A 15650-nucleotide genomic window follows, 5' to 3' on the forward strand; every position below is an offset into this window, starting at 1 on the left:
GGTCCCGACGGAGCATGATGCCATCCTGTAAGACCTGCCACGCTTACCGCACCTTTGTCCCTTTGCAAATTCGCATTTTGAATCCGCAGATTATTTCATTTTTAATCTGTGAAAATCGGCGTAATCTGCGGACAAAAAGGATGTCGCCCAGATACCGGATAACTGTCAACATACCCTAACGCCGCCGGAAAAATCCGTGTCCCTCAAAGCTTAAAACGGCACCGTCGGGAAGGATCCGCTCTACGGCAATCCCCTCGCGCGACACCTCCCCTTCCCCTGTTTTGAGGCCGTTGATCAAAACGAAACGCTTGGACGGCTCGCTGTCGTAGATGTGCGCCGACATGACGAACTCGGGTAAACGGTTGCGTACCGCTTTGGGTAGACGCAAATCTCGGGGCGCAGTCTTCTCCTCGACCCGCGGGGCTTCGGTCATGCCCGCTTGTCCCTCACGAACTTCGCGTTTGAAAGCCTCGATATCGGCAATCAAATCCGGCGGAATCTTGCCGTCCCGCTCCTGCGTTGGGGCCATCGGCGGCCCCTCTGCCGCGACCGGGCCCTTATGCATCCGGCGTTGCGGCGGAGGGGGGGACATGAAGGGAGCGGATGCCTCCATGGCGACGGATGAGGCAGTGGTCTCAGGCGCAACCGGAGCATGCGCCGGAAACCGATTCGCCGACCCTCGAGGACCGGATGCAACAGGCCCGGGCTGCCGCAGCGACGCCTGTCTCGGCAACGGCTTGGTCGCCGGTTGCTTGGGCGTGGCAGGGTCCCGATCTCTTGTCTCACGGGTTGCCGTTTGGGCGGTCTGGGCCACCGTTGCGACCGGTGGGCCACCGCGCAAGGCCGAGTAGAGGGCGATGACCACGGCCGATGTCGCCAGGATCAATGCCACCAGGATCCACAGGTTGGGGCGAGCACGCTTTTCCTCGCTCGGAAAACTGGGCGCCACCAGGATCGGTGCCTGACCCAGCTCACGTTCGTGCTGGGACTTCTTCAATGCTTCCAGGATATAGGACATGGCGCTCAGGGGACCGGGGCGAGTTTGGGGATCTCCGGCATCCCCACCACATTATGGAGCCGAATCAGTGTCTTGGGACCGGCAATACCGTCGATCTTAAGGCCCTCCCGCTTCTGAAACCTGCGTACTGCCTCATCCAACGCCGGGTCGAAAACACCCGAGCCGATGGCCTCAACAGCCAAATCCGGGACCTGTGACAAGAGCTTTCGCAACCAGCGTACCGGTTCGCCTCGGGATCCGGGACCTATTATCGCACCGCCCACCGGGGGCGGCTGCCACAACAGGAGGTAATCCCCATCCCAGACATCGTCCAGGGTCGCAAGACTCACACGCCGACTCCCCTCGTCCAGGTCCAAAACCGCGGCCTCGGCATCAAGGCCACCAATCACCAGGTACCGCTCGGAAAGGTCCTCGGTCACCAGCTCGATCAATGCCGGCCGGTCGAAGAAGCGCATGCGGCTCCAGCCTCCCCCATCGAACTCGCAGCGCAGACCGTAATCCATCACGCGCACGCAAGGATCTCCTGGCCCCAGGCCCGCGGGCTCGACACCCCAGCGGCGCAGTAACACCCGCATGGCCGATGCCCGGTCCATAGCGATGTCAGCGAGTATCAGATCCTCGCCAGGCCCAGCTGCCTCCGGTTCGGCCAAGGCCAGGCCGGGGGCCTGCTCCAGGGCTGCTTTGGGCGGCGGGGAGACCGGGACCCGCGGTTCGGTTTGGCGTGATGGCAGCCAGCGCGCCAGGAAGGCCGGAACCTGGGGTGTTGCTACGGGAACCTCGGCCAGCCAGGAGCGAGTCATCCAGCCGCCGGCAACGGCAAGCATCAGGGCGGCGGTAGCCATGGCAAGGCGTCCATGACCGAAGCCGTATGGTCTCGGCGCTGAATGCTTTACCTCGCGCGCGGCCCGCTTGACGATCGACTTGGTCACCAGGGGACTAGGCGTAACGCAGGCCCCCAGCAGCGAGCGGTCACAGAGGATATTGATCAGTCGCGGAACGCCACCGGAAACGCGATGCACAAGGCGAATGGCGTCACGGGTGAACAGCTGCCGCTCCACACCCGCCACCATCAAACGGTGCCGGATATATTCCGCCGTCTCGGCCGCATTGAACGACCGCAGGTGATAACGGGCGGTAATGCGTTGATTGAGCTGGCGTAGACCCTCGCGCTGGAGCAGGGTACGCAACTCCGGTTGACCTACCAGGAAGATCTGAAGCAGCTTGTGTTTGGTGGTCTCCAGGTTGGTGAGCAACCGGACCTGTTCCAGCACCTTCGGGCGCAGGTCCTGGGCCTCGTCAATCATGAGCACCGCCCGTCGACCCTCGGCGTGCGCCCTCAGTAAGTAGTCGTTGAGGCGGTCGACCAGGCATTTGACGGTGCGTTCCTGCTCCGACACTTCTATGCGCAGCTCGTCACAGACGGTGCGCAAGAGTTCGGTTACCGTCGTGGTCGGATTAAGGATGAGGGCAACCTCCACACCATCGGGCAGCTGCTCGAGAAAGGCCCGGCAGATGGTCGTCTTGCCGGTACCCACCTCCCCGGTAAGCAGTACGAAGCCGCCACTCGTCCCTGCTCCGTAGAGCAGATGCGCCAACGCCTCCCGGTGCTGTTCGCTGAGGAACAGATACTGGGGGTCTGGGGTAATGGAGAAGCTCGCCTCTTTGAGGCCGAAATAGTTGGAGTATAGGTTCTGCAAGCTAGGCCGCTGCCATTATCGGTCGGACAGAAATCGATCGTTCAGATTTGCGCTGCACAAGGTGCCTCACCGCCGGGATCAAGATAGGTAGAATTCGGAATAGGCGTCAATAGTCGAGGTACTCCGGTCAAGATCACAGTGAATCGGTGTCGATCGTCAGGAACGACATGGACAAGCGGAAACGGATACTTGAATTCCTCAAGGTGCCTCTTGATTCAAGGCGCCGGTCACCCCATAAAGATGGTGACCTGCATCTTGTTGATGCGTGCCCCAATCCCAACCCGAACGGTTCTCTCGATGATCGACCTGCATTGCCATATGCTTCCCGGTATCGACGATGGGGCACCCGATCTCCACACCGCCCTGGAGATGGCCAAGATTGCGGTCAGAGACGGCATCAGGATGACCGCCTGTACGCCGCACATCTATCCTGGCCTGTACGATAATACAGGCGCCCAAATCATGCAGGAAGTACAGGCGCTTCGCACCCGGATACAAGAGGCCGACATTCCGCTCGAAATCACCTATGGCGCAGACATACAACTAGTCCCGGAGCTGGTGCATGGTCTCCGCTCCGGACATATGCCGACCCTTCACGGCACCCGGTATTTTCTGTTTGAACCACCTCACCATATGGTTCCCGTCGGCTTCTCGCGTCTGATTTTCGACCTGCTGGCTTCCGGTTACCAACCGGTCATCACTCACCCCGAACGGCTTACCTGGCTCGACGATGAGCATTACGGCTGGTTCGTCGACGCCGCCCGGAGCGGCGCTTGGATCCAGCTCACGGCCGGGGCGGTAACAGGCCGTTTCGGCCCCCATCCAAAATACTGGTCACAGAAATTCCTCGGTGATGGGCTCGTCCATATCCTGGCGACGGATGCCCACGATCCTGAACACCGACCGCCACTCTTGGCGGAAGGACGCACGGCGGCGGAACCTTATATCGGTGCCGACGAAGCGGAATTGCTGGTAACCGGCCGCCCGCAAGCCGTTATCGAAAATCGCGAGCCAAGGGAGATTCCGCCTCCACCGGCACTCGGCCCGAACGAAAACCGGAGCAATGCCGTCAAATTCAGGAAAGGATGGTTTACCCGGCTCCTGTCCCGGGGCTGATCCGCAGCTCCCGGCATCACCGAGGAGCCGCAGGTTGGCGGACGCGGTCAGGAACGCGATGGACCATCCCCCTCCCGCTGACCCGTGTAGCGTTCGACCATTTTGCTGAGGTCCCGCGGGTTCACGGGCTTGCTGAGAAAATCGTCCATCCCCGCCTCGAGACACTGGTGTTTGACCTCCTCCGATGCGTTGGCGGTCAAGGCGATGATCGGCAGCCGTGCCCCCTGCCCCTCGCTCGCACGAAAGGCCCGAGTAAGGGCTATCCCGTCCAATTTGGGCATACGCACATCGACGAGGGCCAGGGCGAAGGGGTCGGCCCGGATGCGGCTCAAGGCCTGCTCCCCATCATCGACCAGGATCACTTCATAACCTTGTTTCTCGAGCAGCACCCTGACAACCTTCCCTGCAACAGCGTTGTCCTCGGCTACAAGAATACGCAACCCATGCACTGCTACCGGTTGCGCCCTGTCTTCCTTTTCCTCCTGCCGATCCGATTGCGGGCGCTCCTTCCCCAGTATCTGGCGCACCCGACTGACCAGGTCCTCGGCAAGAAAGGGTTTGCTCAGGCAATTCCCGCGGGCCATCCGTTGACCGGCGCGGCGGGTGCTGTATGTGAGCAGCAGATAAGGCACCTTGGCACCGAGCCCGCGCTGGAATAGATCCAGCAACGCCAGCAGGTCCTGACAAGCGGGCGAGTCGGCGACGATGAGCAGGTCCAATCTCTGGGTCCGATCGGTCATGCAGCCGAGGTGGTCCATATCGAGCACCGGCTCACACGCCATACCCGCGCCGCGCAGGATCTCCATGATGAGCTCCCTGCTCGTGGCATTGTTCTCGAACACCCAGGCTCGCAGACCCTCGAGCTGTCGTTGCCTCTCCTCCGAGACCAGCGGCCTTGTTTCCTTCTGTAGTGGCAGCCGTACCCAGAAGCGACTGCCTTTTCCGACCTGGCTGTCGACGCCGATACGCCCCCCCATCAGGTGCGTAAGGTCACTGGCGATGGTAGTACCCAGCCCGGTTCCGCCATAACGCCGGGTGGTGGAATCGTCCGCCTGCCGAAAGCCCTCGAAGATCTCCTCCAACCGGTCCGCTGGTATCCCGATTCCCGTGTCCAAGACCTCCAGGAGCAGGTGAGGGCGGTGCATCAGTTCGTCGGACGGACACAAACTTGCATGGACCCTCACCTCACCTCGGTCGGTGAACTTGATGGCATTGCCGATCAGATTGAACAGGATCTGGCGTATCCGGAGCTTATCACCGATCATCCGGTCCGGAAGCCTTGGGTCGATGCGCAGGATTACCTCCAGTCCCTTGGCAAGGGCCTGGGTCTCCAGGGCGGCGCACACCTCCCTCATACCGCCGCGCAGATCGAAGGCGACGGACTCCAGGTGGAGCTTCTTGGCCTCGATCTTCGACAGGTCCAGCACATCACCGATCAGGGCCTGTAGCACCTCCGCGGAGCTGACGATGGAATCGACGTACTCGCGCTGCTCGGCGTCGAGCCGCGTTGACTGCAGTAGGTTGGTCATCCCCACCACCCCGGTCAAGGGAGTACGTAGCTCGTGGGTCATGACCGCCAGGAAATCCCCCTTCGCCTGGTTCGCCACCTCCGCCTCACGCCGGGCTTGCTGCAGCTTGCGCAGGAGGGAGTATTGGTACATCGGGAGCACCACCAGGAGCAGCAGAATGAAGACGACCTCGTAGGGATGGGTCCACCATGCGTCCAGGACCACAATGGTCAGGGTGCAGGTCAGCAGGTTCAGTATCGAGGCGAAGATCAGGTGGCCACGCCCGTATCGGGTGCTCGCGTAGATGAGGATCCAAATATAGATGAGATAGAAGGGACTGACATCGCCGGTCAGAAGGGTGGCCAAACCGACCGCCGTGATGTCCAAGACGAGTCCCAGGTACTGGCGGGCCGTCCATTTCGGGCGTATCAGTACGCTGATCAGTATACCGGCGAAGAATAAAAAATAGACCCCAAACAGAAGGAAGAAATAAACCGAATTGATCCGGTAGTAACCGGTGTACGCGGCACTGCCGACGTAAATTACTCCGAACACCCAAAATCCCATACGTACCAGGGCGGACTGAAACTCTTGGTTGGCACGCAAGGCCGGATCCCACTTGATCATGGTCCCAAGCTACCTGTCATACATGGATTTTCCGCCGCGATGCCCGCTTCCCCTGCCTGCTGGCGGCACTGCACCGAAAGGCCATGTTTGTCTTCTCCTGCCGCGCCTTCCGGTCTGATATCTACAGTCATTGTAGTCCCACGAAGCCTATCGAGCTCGTCCTCCCAAGCGTACCTGAAATTACTCGTCGTCATACACAAAACGCAGACATGAAGGCGGATCGGTATACAATGCGGCTCGGAGACGAGAGATAACTTGACGAGAGATAACTTAAAGAGAACGGGAGAGACCCATGTCCAAGAAACACCCGATCGTTGCGGTTACCGGCTCTTCAGGCGCGGGCACCACGACCGTCAAGCGGGCCTTCGAGCACATCTTTTTCCGCGATGGCTTCAACGCTGCCATCATCGAAGGCGACAGCTTTCATCGCTACGACCGCGCCGAGATGAAAGCCGAAATGACCAAGGCGGCGGAAGCACATCGCAACCTGAGCCACTTCGGGTCAGACGCGAACCGTTTCGACCTGCTCGAGGCGCTGTTCAAGAGCTATGGCAAGACGGGTACCGGCAAGAAACGATACTACATTCACAGTGACGAGGAGGCGGCGGAGCTCAACGCGCGCCTCGGTACCAACCTCGCCCCCGGCCAGTTCACCCCTTGGGAGGATATCCCCGAAGGTACGGACCTGCTCTTCTATGAAGGTCTGCATGGGCTGGTTGTGACCGAGGAGAATAACGTCGCCCAGCATGTGGATCTCGGGGTCGGGGTCGTTCCCATCGTCAACCTGGAGTGGATTCAAAAAATCCACCGCGACAACCTGGAGCGCGGCTACTCCGCCGAGGCCATCGTGGACACCATCATGCGCCGCATGCCGGACTACATCACCACCATCGTGCCCCAATTCACCCTGACGGACATCAATTTCCAGCGCGTGCCGACGGTCGATACATCCAATCCTTTCATCGCTCGGGATATCCCGCTCCCGGACGAGAGCTTCGTCATCATCCGTTTCCAGGACCCGAAAAAACTCGACATCGACTTCCCCTATCTGCTGTCCATGATCCACGATTCCTTCATGACCCGCCGCAACAACATGGTCGTGCCTGGGGGGAAGATGGGCTTCGCCATGGAGATTATCCTGCAGCCCATCATCGAACGGCTGATGGACACACGCAACAAGTGATCCTTTCACTTACCCCGGTGGCAATCCGCCGCCGGACGTTATTCCTGGGAAAAAATCTTGAAAGATCCCACCAGCTACATGGGTTGTGTTGACATTTAGCGAACCGTGTCAGCCAGGTAGATAGGGATGCGTCATGCCCGAAATCGGGATCGGGATCGGGATCGAAGTCGGGATTCCGATTGCGATCCCGATTTCGATCCAGCCCGTAGGATGCGGTGAGGCGCCGGGCACGGGACGCGCCCGGCGGCGAACCGCATCGATGGTGTGGTGAGCCGGCGTAGGTCGGGTAAGGCGCGCCTGCCGTGAAGCTGCATTGGCCGCGGTGATTGGCGCGCCGTTACCCGACACCGGGTGGCCGGCGTGTCGCCCTGACCTTACCCGACCTACGGGCTCATTGAAGCAGCCCGGCGGATGGCGGCCGTCCCTGGCCTGATCCGCCCTACGGTATTCCGCGGCCAATCGCCACAGCCCCATCGCAGCTCAGCCTGACAACTGATACCGATATAATCCGTTCCCCACCATTTGCCTTTCCGAGATCAACCCATGCCCCTCAGCCAACGAGCACGGACCCTCGCCGTCACCACCCCCCTCGGCGAAGACATCCTGCTGCTGCGTTCCATGCGCGGAAGCGAACGACTGAGCACCCTGTTCGAGTACCAACTGGAACTCATCAGTGAATCCTACCAACCGATCAAGCACGAAGCGCTGCTCGGCCAACCCGTCACCGTGCGGCTGGAACTGCCGGATTACCAGACCCGCTACTTCAACGGCATCGTCAGCCGTTTTTCCCACACCGGCTTCGACGGGGCGGTTGCCATCTACCAGGCCACCCTGGTCCCCTGGTTCTGGTTGCTCTCCTGCACCACCGACTGTCGCATCTTCCAGGACCGGACGGTGCCAGACATCGTCAAGGACATCTTCCGCGAGCATGGCTACATCGACTTCGAGGAATTCCTGGTCGAGCCCCACCGCCGCCGGAACTACTGCGTCCAGTACCGGGAGACCGATTTCACCTTCATCAGCCGGCTGCTGGAACAGGAAGGCATCCACTACTTCTTCCGGCACGAGGAGGGTAAACACACCCTGGTCCTGGCCGACGACAACGGTGCCCATCACCCCGTTGCCGGCTACGAAGAAATCCCCTACTACCCCCCCGATGAGACCGCACTGCGGGAGCGGGACCATATCTCCGGTTGGTCCGTCGCCGGCTCGGTCCAGTCCGGGGCCTTCGTCCACACCGATTTAGGAAGAAAAGAGGAAGAAAAGGACACCCACCTTGTTTTTGGTCTTCACCCCCACAGCCACGTAGGGCGGGAAAGCGCAGCGCATCCCGCCTTTAGAATCAGCACTCCTCTACAAGAGTAGGGCTCCCTATGACCGAACTCATCCCAAAGGAACGGCTCCAGCCTTCGCTGCTGGACCGGCTCATGGACGACGAGCCGCGCGAAGACAAGGAATCGCAGGAGAAGCGCGTGCTCTCCCCCCGCCAACTGCGCAGCTCCGTCATTCGCGATCTCCAGTGGCTGCTCACTGCCGTCGATCTGGCCTCGGTGCAGGACCTGTCTCCCTACCCCCAGGTGGTCAATTCGGTGCTCAACTATGGCCTGCCGGATTTGGCGGGCAAGAACGTCTCCGGCCTGGAAGTCGGCGAATTGGAAAAACGTTCGAAACATTTGCCGTCAAGAATCGATCCCTTCGATTCTGATTATTCCCCCAAACCGCTCAAAATCCTTGCTGTTGTGGGTCAGCCCGCATAGGTCGGGTAAGGCGCGCCCGTCGTAGCTGTGTGGGCCAAGCGACGGGCACGCCGTCACCCGACATCGGGTGGTCCCGCGGGGTAGGATGTGGTGAGCCGCCGGGCGCGGGACGCGCCCGGCAGACCGCGAACCGCATCTGTGACTGCTGGGCGTGCCTACACTTAAGTTTTGCTCTATACCCGTTGCACGTGAATAGCTCGCCGCGATGCACGCCGCTCGCACCCGATAGCCGCGTTGCGCCGAAAGGCTGCGCGATCCTGCTCCGCCTTTCGGAGCAGGGCATACATCCCTGTATGCCCGTGAAGCCTATCGGCTTCACCGTCGCAATAGGACTGGCTATTCCTCCTCGTCGCGCCTTGCGCTCGGGCACCATCGACCCACCTCGCTTACCAAGCTATTCACGGGCAACGGGTATAACTACGAATCCCGCGAATCGGCGCGAATCAATTTTCGCGTGGATTCGCGTGATTCGTAACTTCATTTGGTGCGACCCGAGAAGGCATCGTGTTGCGTTACGCCGCGTTCCCCGCCGTGCCCTCCCAGACGTTTGCGCGCGCGGCTAACGCAACCTACACCCACATTACCCCCCCGCACGGCCTGCCCGCGCGGACCTCGCGCTAGGTGTCGGTTGCGTTAAGACGCCGGCACTGACCTGGCAGACAATCAGCGAGCCTTGGTGCGTCGAACGCAACACGTCCGGTCCCCCAAACAGCGCCAAATAATTCAGGATTGCTGAATGTCAAAAGGACCCGGACACCCTCGTCCCGGCCCGTAAATTATTAGCCGTCACTTACTAAATTATTCTTGCGCGCGCCTCGGGACCATGGTAGCTTTTGTGCCATGGCGACCGGGTTGAAGCGGTATGAATTCGGCGAACGACTGGCCGATATCCTCGGCGAGTCCCGTCGCGATCTGCGTTTTCGCGTGACCATGCTGGTAGCGGACGGTCTGGTCGCACCAGGTCCCCGGGGGCGTGGCTCACCACCGGCGACCCCCCACTATGCCGCCAAGCTCTTGCTCGGGTCCATGGCCGCTCCGCAGCAGTCCTATACGGTCGAGGCCATCCGCTGTTACGAACGGCTGCGCCCGACCGCACGCACGGCGGACCCGGCGGCACCTCGCATCACCCTGGGTCCGCGACCCCTGTCGAGGCACGCAAGCCCCCCACCCACACTGCCGCTGCTCTCCGGCCACCGGACCTTCGGGGAGATCCTGGCCCGCTTGTTGGAGCTTGCCACGATGCCCGAGACCAGGCAGGGCTTGGCACGGGAGCTGTTCGGAATCTGGGTCAGCCGCAGCTATCCGGTGAGTGCGGTGCAGCTGGGCGCCTGGTCCGAGGGACAACGTAACATCATCACCCAAGGTTACGAGCCGGCGGGGGGAGAGCGCCCCCCGGTATGGCTCGATCCGGAGCGGGACGGTAACCCCGATCCCGGTCTTTATCACACGCTGTTCTTACCGGCCGCCAAGCTGGTAGAGATCGGTAAGCTCACCAGCCTTCCAGATCAAGCGAGGCCCCCCATGATCAATCTAGGACCCAAAATGGCGCGCATTTCAAAGCTCGCCGACCTCGTTCGCCAGACCCGTTTTCGTGGTCGTTGGGAACAGCTGCTGGCGGCCCTGGCAAGCGTCCAGGCCTGGTCGGACCAGGTCGATACGCGCGCCAGCAAGCTCGTGGAGGTGCGGGACTTCGGGTCGAACCCGGGGCAGCTGCGGATGCTCACCTATGTCCCCGACCGGCTCCCGGCGGCGGCGCCCTTAGTCGTCCTGTTGCATGGTTGCACCCAGTCCGGGGTCTCGTTCGACAAGGGCACCGGCTGGTCGACGCTCGCCGATCGCCATGGTTTCGCGCTCCTGCTGCCCGAACAGCACTGGACCAACAATCCGCTGCGCTGCTTCAACTGGTTCCGCCCCGCGGATACCCGCAGGGACGAGGGCGAGGCCCTGTCCATCAAACAAATGATCGACCGCATACTCGAGGACCACGGGCTCGACCGGCGGCAGGTCTATGTGACGGGACTGTCATCGGGAGGTGCGATGACCTCCGTGATGCTGGCGACCTATCCGGACCTATTCGCAGGAGGGGCGGTCCTGGCGGGGGTGCCCTATCGCACGGCAGACAATATGCAGGAGGCCTTCGAGAGCATCTTCCAGGGTCGCAGCCGCACCCCGCGTGAATGGGGCAATCTGGTGCGGGGTGCCTCTCCCCATCGGGGACCCTGGCCCAAGGTATCGGTCTGGCACGGGGACGCCGACTCCGCGGTCAAGCCCTTGAATGCCGATGAACTCGTCAAGCAGTGGACGGACGTGCATGGGGTGGCGGCTAGTCCCCCCGTGGAGCGGACCGTGGATGGCCACCTCTGCCGGGTGTGGCAAGGGGCGGACGGTGAGCCCCTAGTCGAATCCTACACCATCGGCGGCATGTCCCACGGCGCCCCCCTGAGCACCGGAGACCGACCCGACCAATGCGGCACCGCGGCGCCCTTTTTCAACGACGTGGGCATCTCTTCCGCCTTCCACATCGCCGGCTTTTGGGGCCTGCTGGAACGGGAATCGGATGCATCGGTAGCGGCCGCGACGGCCACTGCCGACCGGGCGCGCCCCACGGTGATCGACCTGTCGCGGGACTACCTGTCGCGGGACTCAGGCGGCGACCGCCCGGACCATGGGCAACCGGAGGGGATCTATGCGCGGGGGGGCCACGCGAGCGACCAAACGGCTGGGTCCGCTGCACGGCGACCGGAATCGGGTGGGACCGATGCCGGTTCCGAGTCGGTCGCCCGCGGCGTCCCCCCTGGCATTCTGGTCGAGCCGTCGGGGCCGGAAAGGGAAGAGACCGGTCCGGAGCCCAGTGATCGCGCGTCCGGGCCTACCGGCGGCGGGGACGTGCCTCTGGGGATCCCCCTAGGCATCAATGTGCACGGGATCGTCCGCAAATCCCTGGCAGCGGCCGGTCTGATCCAGGATGCAGCGCCCGCTGCCGGGGAATCTCGGGCCGGCGATATGCCGTTCGGGATCGACATACCGGGGATCATCGGGACCTCCCTCGAAGCGGCGGGCAGGCTTAGGGGCTCCGCCACGGGCCCGGATTCCGCGGGATCAACAAAAGAAGCGGCGCAAGCGACGGCCGATTCCGACTGGGAAGGCGAGGGGTGGGAGTTGCTTACCGACGACTCGGGGGGACCCAGGCTCTTCGGGCAGGTATCCTCCGGGCGTACATGTGAAACAGGTAAGCAGGTTCGATCCGCGTCGCGCAAGATCGTGCTGGGTCCCAGCCCGGAGCTGAGCTACGTGCGCAGGCTCAATCTCGACGCGGCGGTAAACGACTACACCAGCGCCAGCTTCAGCGTCCTGGTGGACGGCACGCCGGTGGACGAGGCCTCCGCCGTCGGCATGGAACACGTCGAGGTGGAATGGCTGCAACGATCGGATATCGATCTGTCCCGGTTCGCGGAGCGAACGGTGACCCTGACCTTCGAGGTGGCCGCAAGCTCAAATGTCTGCAGTGAAGTGTCGGCCAAGGCCTGGGTCGATCGGATCCGGATAAAATCGGTCTCGTCTGTGTGTTAGTGTCCGTCTCCCGCAGTCGGACCCTGGGGCGCGGGCAGTTTGGATTGACTACGAATCGCGCGAATCTACACGAATCCGATTCGTGTGATTCGTAGTTTTTCTTCAATGCGGTTCGCTTCTTGTCCCACGGCCAGAAACCGTAGCCTCGTTGCCACCGGATGAGTCTATTTTATCCACAGATTACGCCGATTCTCACAGATTATTTCATTCTTAACCTGCGCAATCTGCGCAATCTGCGCAATCTGCGGATTCAAATAGATACCGAATTCCCTTCAGGATATAGAGGATATTGTGTCCTGTAGCTTATTGCTATGTGCATCATGGCTTGAATGCCTTGAGCTGCAGCTCCTTGACTACCTTGAAGTGCTTCACATTGCCGGAAACTAGTATCATGTTGTTCTCAACTGCCGTTGCCGCAATGATGGCATCCCCCGCTCGCATATTCGATGAGAGTGCATATTCTTCAACATATATCAGTGCCCTATGCCCGACATTTTCTGTGAGCGGTAAAATGGAAAATTCGAAATCATAAACAAAATCCTTTATATATTTATGATGCGTTTTGTTTTTCGCTCCTTGCAGCAACTCCATATAGCTTTGGATTGATAGGTGCTTTTCTTCATCCTTTTCAATTAGCTTCGCCGCCTTTTCATTTCCCCGCTGAACCCAAATCAAAATATCCGTGTCATAAATCATATCGATGCTTTCTTAAGTTTTCTAATTCTTCCAATACACTCTCTTCAGTTTCTTTATACATACCGAAGAAGGGGTGATCTTCAACCTTCAATTCTGATTTTTCTTTAGCCGGTTCAATTATTCCTTTGACCTTTCCGTGATACAATACCATAACGCTTTCATTTCTCTCGAGCGCTTTCAAAATGTCATCGGCTTTGTGCTTTAAATCGACTATGGATGCTTTCATAATCACCTCTCAGACAATTTTAAAAGCGCGAAAAATGCCGGCTCGGATTCAGTCTGAGTACCCGGCAGGACTCTACGCCAAGCTTTTCGTGCTCCATATCCGTGCCCAACGCTTACAAACAACTTACCTATATAATCGAGTTATAGCAACAGGCTCCGAATATCTTCCCGCAACAGGTCAGTGAAGCACACGACCTCCGCGCTGTCGACCACTCGGTGGTCGTAGGAGAGGGACAGGGGCAGGATGCGGTGATTCCGGAGTGAAAGGGATGCACGTCCCCAAGCCGGTGCTCTTCTATGCTGAGATGGACCCAACCCGATCCGGCTTCCCCCGTTTTCCAAGTAGCGATCACGCCCTCGACCCACTCTCAATGCTAAAATGTACCAATAGTATGATCTTTCGCCCATCGTGGAGGCCGGTGCATGGGAACCATCAGCAAGACGATTACCCTGACGGACACACAGGACCAGTGGATCAAGACGCAGATTGCCGCCGGTGAGTACACGAACGATAGCGAGTATATCCGCGACCTGGTACGCCGTGATCAGGAGGAAAACGCCAAGTTCCCGGCATTGAAACAGGCCATACAGGAAGGATTGAGCAGCGGCGTAAGCAACAAGTCGGTCACTGACATTATGCAGGAAGTCGAGGCCCGGCTGAGCGCTGATGGCCGCCTATAGTCTATCCCGAAAAGATGTCATCGATATTTCGGTACTGCCGTACCGGCTTAAGCCATGTCTATCGGTGATGACGACAGGACCCGCATCGTCTCTCAAGGCACCCACTCCCGGAGTGATGCCCCCAGCCTCGAGATCCGGTATCCGGGGCTCGACGATCGGCTGAGTTACGGGAGGTACACACACGCCTTCACCATCGGACGGGGGGAGGACTGTGCCATCCGCCTCCTCGCCCCAGGGGTCAGCCGGCACCATGTGGAGCTCTTCCCACAAGACGGATCTTGGTGGGCGCGTGATCTTGAGAGTAGCAACGGGACCCTGGTCAACGGACGCCCCATCGATCGGCTACCGATCGTCGGTACCGTCACCCTGGAACTCGGCCGGGAAGGACCGCGGATCCGAGTTACGGCACCACCGCCTACTCCGGTCCCGGAAGAGCCCCCCCGGTCCTTGGAGGACGTATCCCGGCACTATCTGGATGCCGCATCCGAGCTGCCGGCGGGGGAGCACACGATGCTGATCCGCAGGGCCTTCAAGGACGTCAAGCGACGCCAATCGCGGACCTATCTCGCCCTCATCTTCGTCGTGGTCCTGATGCTGACCGCCGTGTCCGGCGTGGCCCTCTTCCAGTATCTACAGCTACAGAAGATGGCCGGTCTCGCCAACGACATCTTCTACGACATGAAGGAGCTCGAGCTGCATGTGGCCAATCTCGAGTCCAATCTGGAACGCGATCGAGAGGATATACGAAGCGCAAGGCTCCGCGCAGAGATCGCAGCGTCCAAACGCAAGCTCGCAAGGATGCGCGAGAAGTATGATGCCTACGCGCACGAGCTTCAGACCAGCCGCTTGATCCCCCCGGACTCAGAGGAGCTCCTGATCCTGCGTCTGGCGAAGATCTTCGGCGAAACCGAGGTAGCGGTGCCGCAAGAATTTATCGCCAAGGTCAAGGAATATATCAAAAAGTGGCAGTCGTCCAGCCGCCTGGAGAACGCCATCCGGCGCCTGCGGGAAAACAACTACGCCCCGACTATCCGGGCTGCCCTCGCAGGCCAGGGGTTGCCGCCTCAGTTCATATATGTCGCCCTGCAGGAAACGAACTTCCAACCACGCGCGGTCGGTCCGATGAGTAGCCGGATACTCCGTCTCTATGGCCCTGCTAAAGGTATGTGGCAGTTCATTCCCCCCACGGGCGAGAAGTTCGGTCTCAAGATGGGCCCGCTGAAACATACGCGCCGATACGACCCGGCCGACGAGCGCCACGATTTCAGAAAGGCCTCCTATGCCGCGGCAAAATACCTGAAAACTATCTACCGTACCGACGCCCAGGCCTCGGGTCTGTTGGTGATGGCCTCCTACAACTGGGGCGAAGGCAACATTATCAAGCGCCTGCGCAAAATGCCGGAGAATCCCCGGGAGCGCAATTTCTGGAAGCTGCTGCGCCACCATAAGATCCCGAACGAGACCTACGACTACGTCTTCTATATCTTCTCCGCGGCCGTCATCTGCGAGCATCCGCGTCTGTTCGGCTTCGAGTTCGACAACCCCTTGGCGAGTCCCTAAGCGCAAGTGCGG

At 60.3% G+C, this 15650-nt stretch carries 13 protein-coding genes; 7 read left to right on the top strand and 6 right to left on the bottom strand.

Annotated elements, in window-relative coordinates; genetic code table 11:
- Window positions 1-175: 175 nt before the first annotated feature.
- Window positions 176-1018: a general secretion pathway protein GspB gene (locus E1958_RS14555; protein ID WP_133512508.1), complete on the bottom strand. Its 843-nt coding sequence runs from the start codon at window positions 1016-1018 to the stop codon at window positions 176-178.
- 5 nt (window positions 1019-1023) lie between these two features.
- Window positions 1024-2715, bottom strand: a complete 1692-nt coding sequence (locus E1958_RS14560; protein WP_133512509.1) for an ExeA family protein — start codon at window positions 2713-2715, stop codon at window positions 1024-1026.
- Between the two features lie 297 nt (window positions 2716-3012).
- On the opposite strand from E1958_RS14560, the gene E1958_RS14565 reads away from it, so the two are divergent.
- Window positions 3013-3831 (top strand): tyrosine-protein phosphatase, encoded by an 819-nt coding sequence (locus E1958_RS14565; protein WP_089729385.1) that lies wholly within the window; start codon window positions 3013-3015, stop codon window positions 3829-3831.
- A gap of 47 nt (window positions 3832-3878) precedes the next feature.
- Here E1958_RS14565 and E1958_RS14570 read toward each other — a convergent pair whose 3' ends face one another.
- Window positions 3879-5966, bottom strand: coding sequence for an ATP-binding protein (locus E1958_RS14570; protein WP_133512510.1), 2088 nt, complete (start codon window positions 5964-5966; stop codon window positions 3879-3881).
- A gap of 292 nt (window positions 5967-6258) precedes the next feature.
- On the opposite strand from E1958_RS14570, the gene E1958_RS14575 reads away from it, so the two are divergent.
- Window positions 6259-7149, top strand: a complete 891-nt coding sequence (locus E1958_RS14575) for a phosphoribulokinase (protein WP_133512511.1) — start codon at window positions 6259-6261, stop codon at window positions 7147-7149.
- 108 nt (window positions 7150-7257) lie between these two features.
- Here the strand turns inward: E1958_RS14575 and E1958_RS14580 are convergent, their stop codons facing one another.
- Window positions 7258-7623 carry a hypothetical protein gene (locus tag E1958_RS14580; protein ID WP_133512512.1) on the bottom strand — a complete coding sequence of 122 codons (366 nt, stop codon included), beginning with the start codon at window positions 7621-7623 and terminating at the stop codon, window positions 7258-7260.
- A 69-nt stretch (window positions 7624-7692) separates the two neighbouring features.
- Between E1958_RS14580 and E1958_RS14585 the strand changes: the two genes are divergently transcribed.
- From E1958_RS14585 to E1958_RS14595, 3 genes are all read left to right on the top strand, one after another.
- The gene (locus E1958_RS14585; RefSeq protein ID WP_133512513.1) at window positions 7693-8514 is read left to right on the top strand and encodes a type VI secretion system Vgr family protein; all 822 of its coding nucleotides are present in this window, start codon (window positions 7693-7695) and stop codon (window positions 8512-8514) included.
- 8 nt (window positions 8515-8522) lie between these two features.
- The gene (locus E1958_RS14590) at window positions 8523-8906 is read left to right on the top strand and encodes a type VI secretion system baseplate subunit TssE (RefSeq protein WP_089728260.1); all 384 of its coding nucleotides are present in this window, start codon (window positions 8523-8525) and stop codon (window positions 8904-8906) included.
- A gap of 840 nt (window positions 8907-9746) precedes the next feature.
- A complete protein-coding gene (locus E1958_RS14595; RefSeq protein ID WP_133512514.1) occupies window positions 9747-12476 on the top strand; it encodes an extracellular catalytic domain type 1 short-chain-length polyhydroxyalkanoate depolymerase in 2730 nt (909 codons plus the stop codon).
- A gap of 318 nt (window positions 12477-12794) precedes the next feature.
- Here the strand turns inward: E1958_RS14595 and E1958_RS14600 are convergent, their stop codons facing one another.
- Entirely contained in the window at window positions 12795-13172 is a 378-nt protein-coding gene (locus E1958_RS14600) for a type II toxin-antitoxin system VapC family toxin (RefSeq protein WP_089728256.1), read from the bottom strand.
- The gene (locus E1958_RS14605) at window positions 13162-13398 is read right to left on the bottom strand and encodes a hypothetical protein (protein WP_089728255.1); all 237 of its coding nucleotides are present in this window, start codon (window positions 13396-13398) and stop codon (window positions 13162-13164) included. The genes E1958_RS14600 and E1958_RS14605 overlap by 11 nt, the downstream gene beginning before the upstream one ends.
- 422 nt (window positions 13399-13820) lie before the next feature.
- Between E1958_RS14605 and E1958_RS14615 the strand changes: the two genes are divergently transcribed.
- Both E1958_RS14615 and E1958_RS14620 read left to right on the top strand, forming a co-directional pair.
- Window positions 13821-14078 (top strand): type II toxin-antitoxin system ParD family antitoxin, encoded by a 258-nt coding sequence (locus tag E1958_RS14615; protein WP_089728253.1) that lies wholly within the window; start codon window positions 13821-13823, stop codon window positions 14076-14078.
- 54 nt (window positions 14079-14132) lie between these two features.
- Window positions 14133-15638 carry an FHA domain-containing protein gene (locus E1958_RS14620; protein ID WP_133512516.1) on the top strand — a complete coding sequence of 502 codons (1506 nt, stop codon included), beginning with the start codon at window positions 14133-14135 and terminating at the stop codon, window positions 15636-15638.
- The last annotated feature ends 12 nt before the right edge of the window (window positions 15639-15650 follow it).

The organism is Candidatus Thiosymbion oneisti, from assembly GCF_004359955.1.
Lineage (GTDB): Bacteria > Pseudomonadota > Gammaproteobacteria > Chromatiales > Chromatiaceae > Thiosymbion > Thiosymbion oneisti.

Excerpts from the sequence above, each read along its gene's own strand:
- E1958_RS14555 (WP_133512508.1), bottom strand. The coding sequence starts at position 1,018 with ATGTCCTATATCCTGGAAGCATTGAAGAAGTCCCAGCACGAACGTGAG.
- E1958_RS14565 (WP_089729385.1), top strand. The coding sequence starts at position 3,013 with ATGATCGACCTGCATTGCCATATGCTTCCCGGTATCGACGATGGGGCA.
- E1958_RS14570 (WP_133512510.1), bottom strand. The coding sequence starts at position 5,966 with ATGATCAAGTGGGATCCGGCCTTGCGTGCCAACCAAGAGTTTCAGTCC.
- E1958_RS14575 (WP_133512511.1), top strand. The coding sequence starts at position 6,259 with ATGTCCAAGAAACACCCGATCGTTGCGGTTACCGGCTCTTCAGGCGCG.
- E1958_RS14580 (WP_133512512.1), bottom strand. The coding sequence starts at position 7,623 with ATGGGGCTGTGGCGATTGGCCGCGGAATACCGTAGGGCGGATCAGGCC.
- E1958_RS14585 (WP_133512513.1), top strand. The coding sequence starts at position 7,693 with ATGCCCCTCAGCCAACGAGCACGGACCCTCGCCGTCACCACCCCCCTC.
- E1958_RS14590 (WP_089728260.1), top strand. The coding sequence starts at position 8,523 with ATGACCGAACTCATCCCAAAGGAACGGCTCCAGCCTTCGCTGCTGGAC.
- E1958_RS14595 (WP_133512514.1), top strand. The coding sequence starts at position 9,747 with ATGGCGACCGGGTTGAAGCGGTATGAATTCGGCGAACGACTGGCCGAT.
- E1958_RS14600 (WP_089728256.1), bottom strand. The coding sequence starts at position 13,172 with ATGATTTATGACACGGATATTTTGATTTGGGTTCAGCGGGGAAATGAA.
- E1958_RS14605 (WP_089728255.1), bottom strand. The coding sequence starts at position 13,398 with ATGAAAGCATCCATAGTCGATTTAAAGCACAAAGCCGATGACATTTTG.
- E1958_RS14615 (WP_089728253.1), top strand. The coding sequence starts at position 13,821 with ATGGGAACCATCAGCAAGACGATTACCCTGACGGACACACAGGACCAG.
- E1958_RS14620 (WP_133512516.1), top strand. The coding sequence starts at position 14,133 with ATGTCTATCGGTGATGACGACAGGACCCGCATCGTCTCTCAAGGCACC.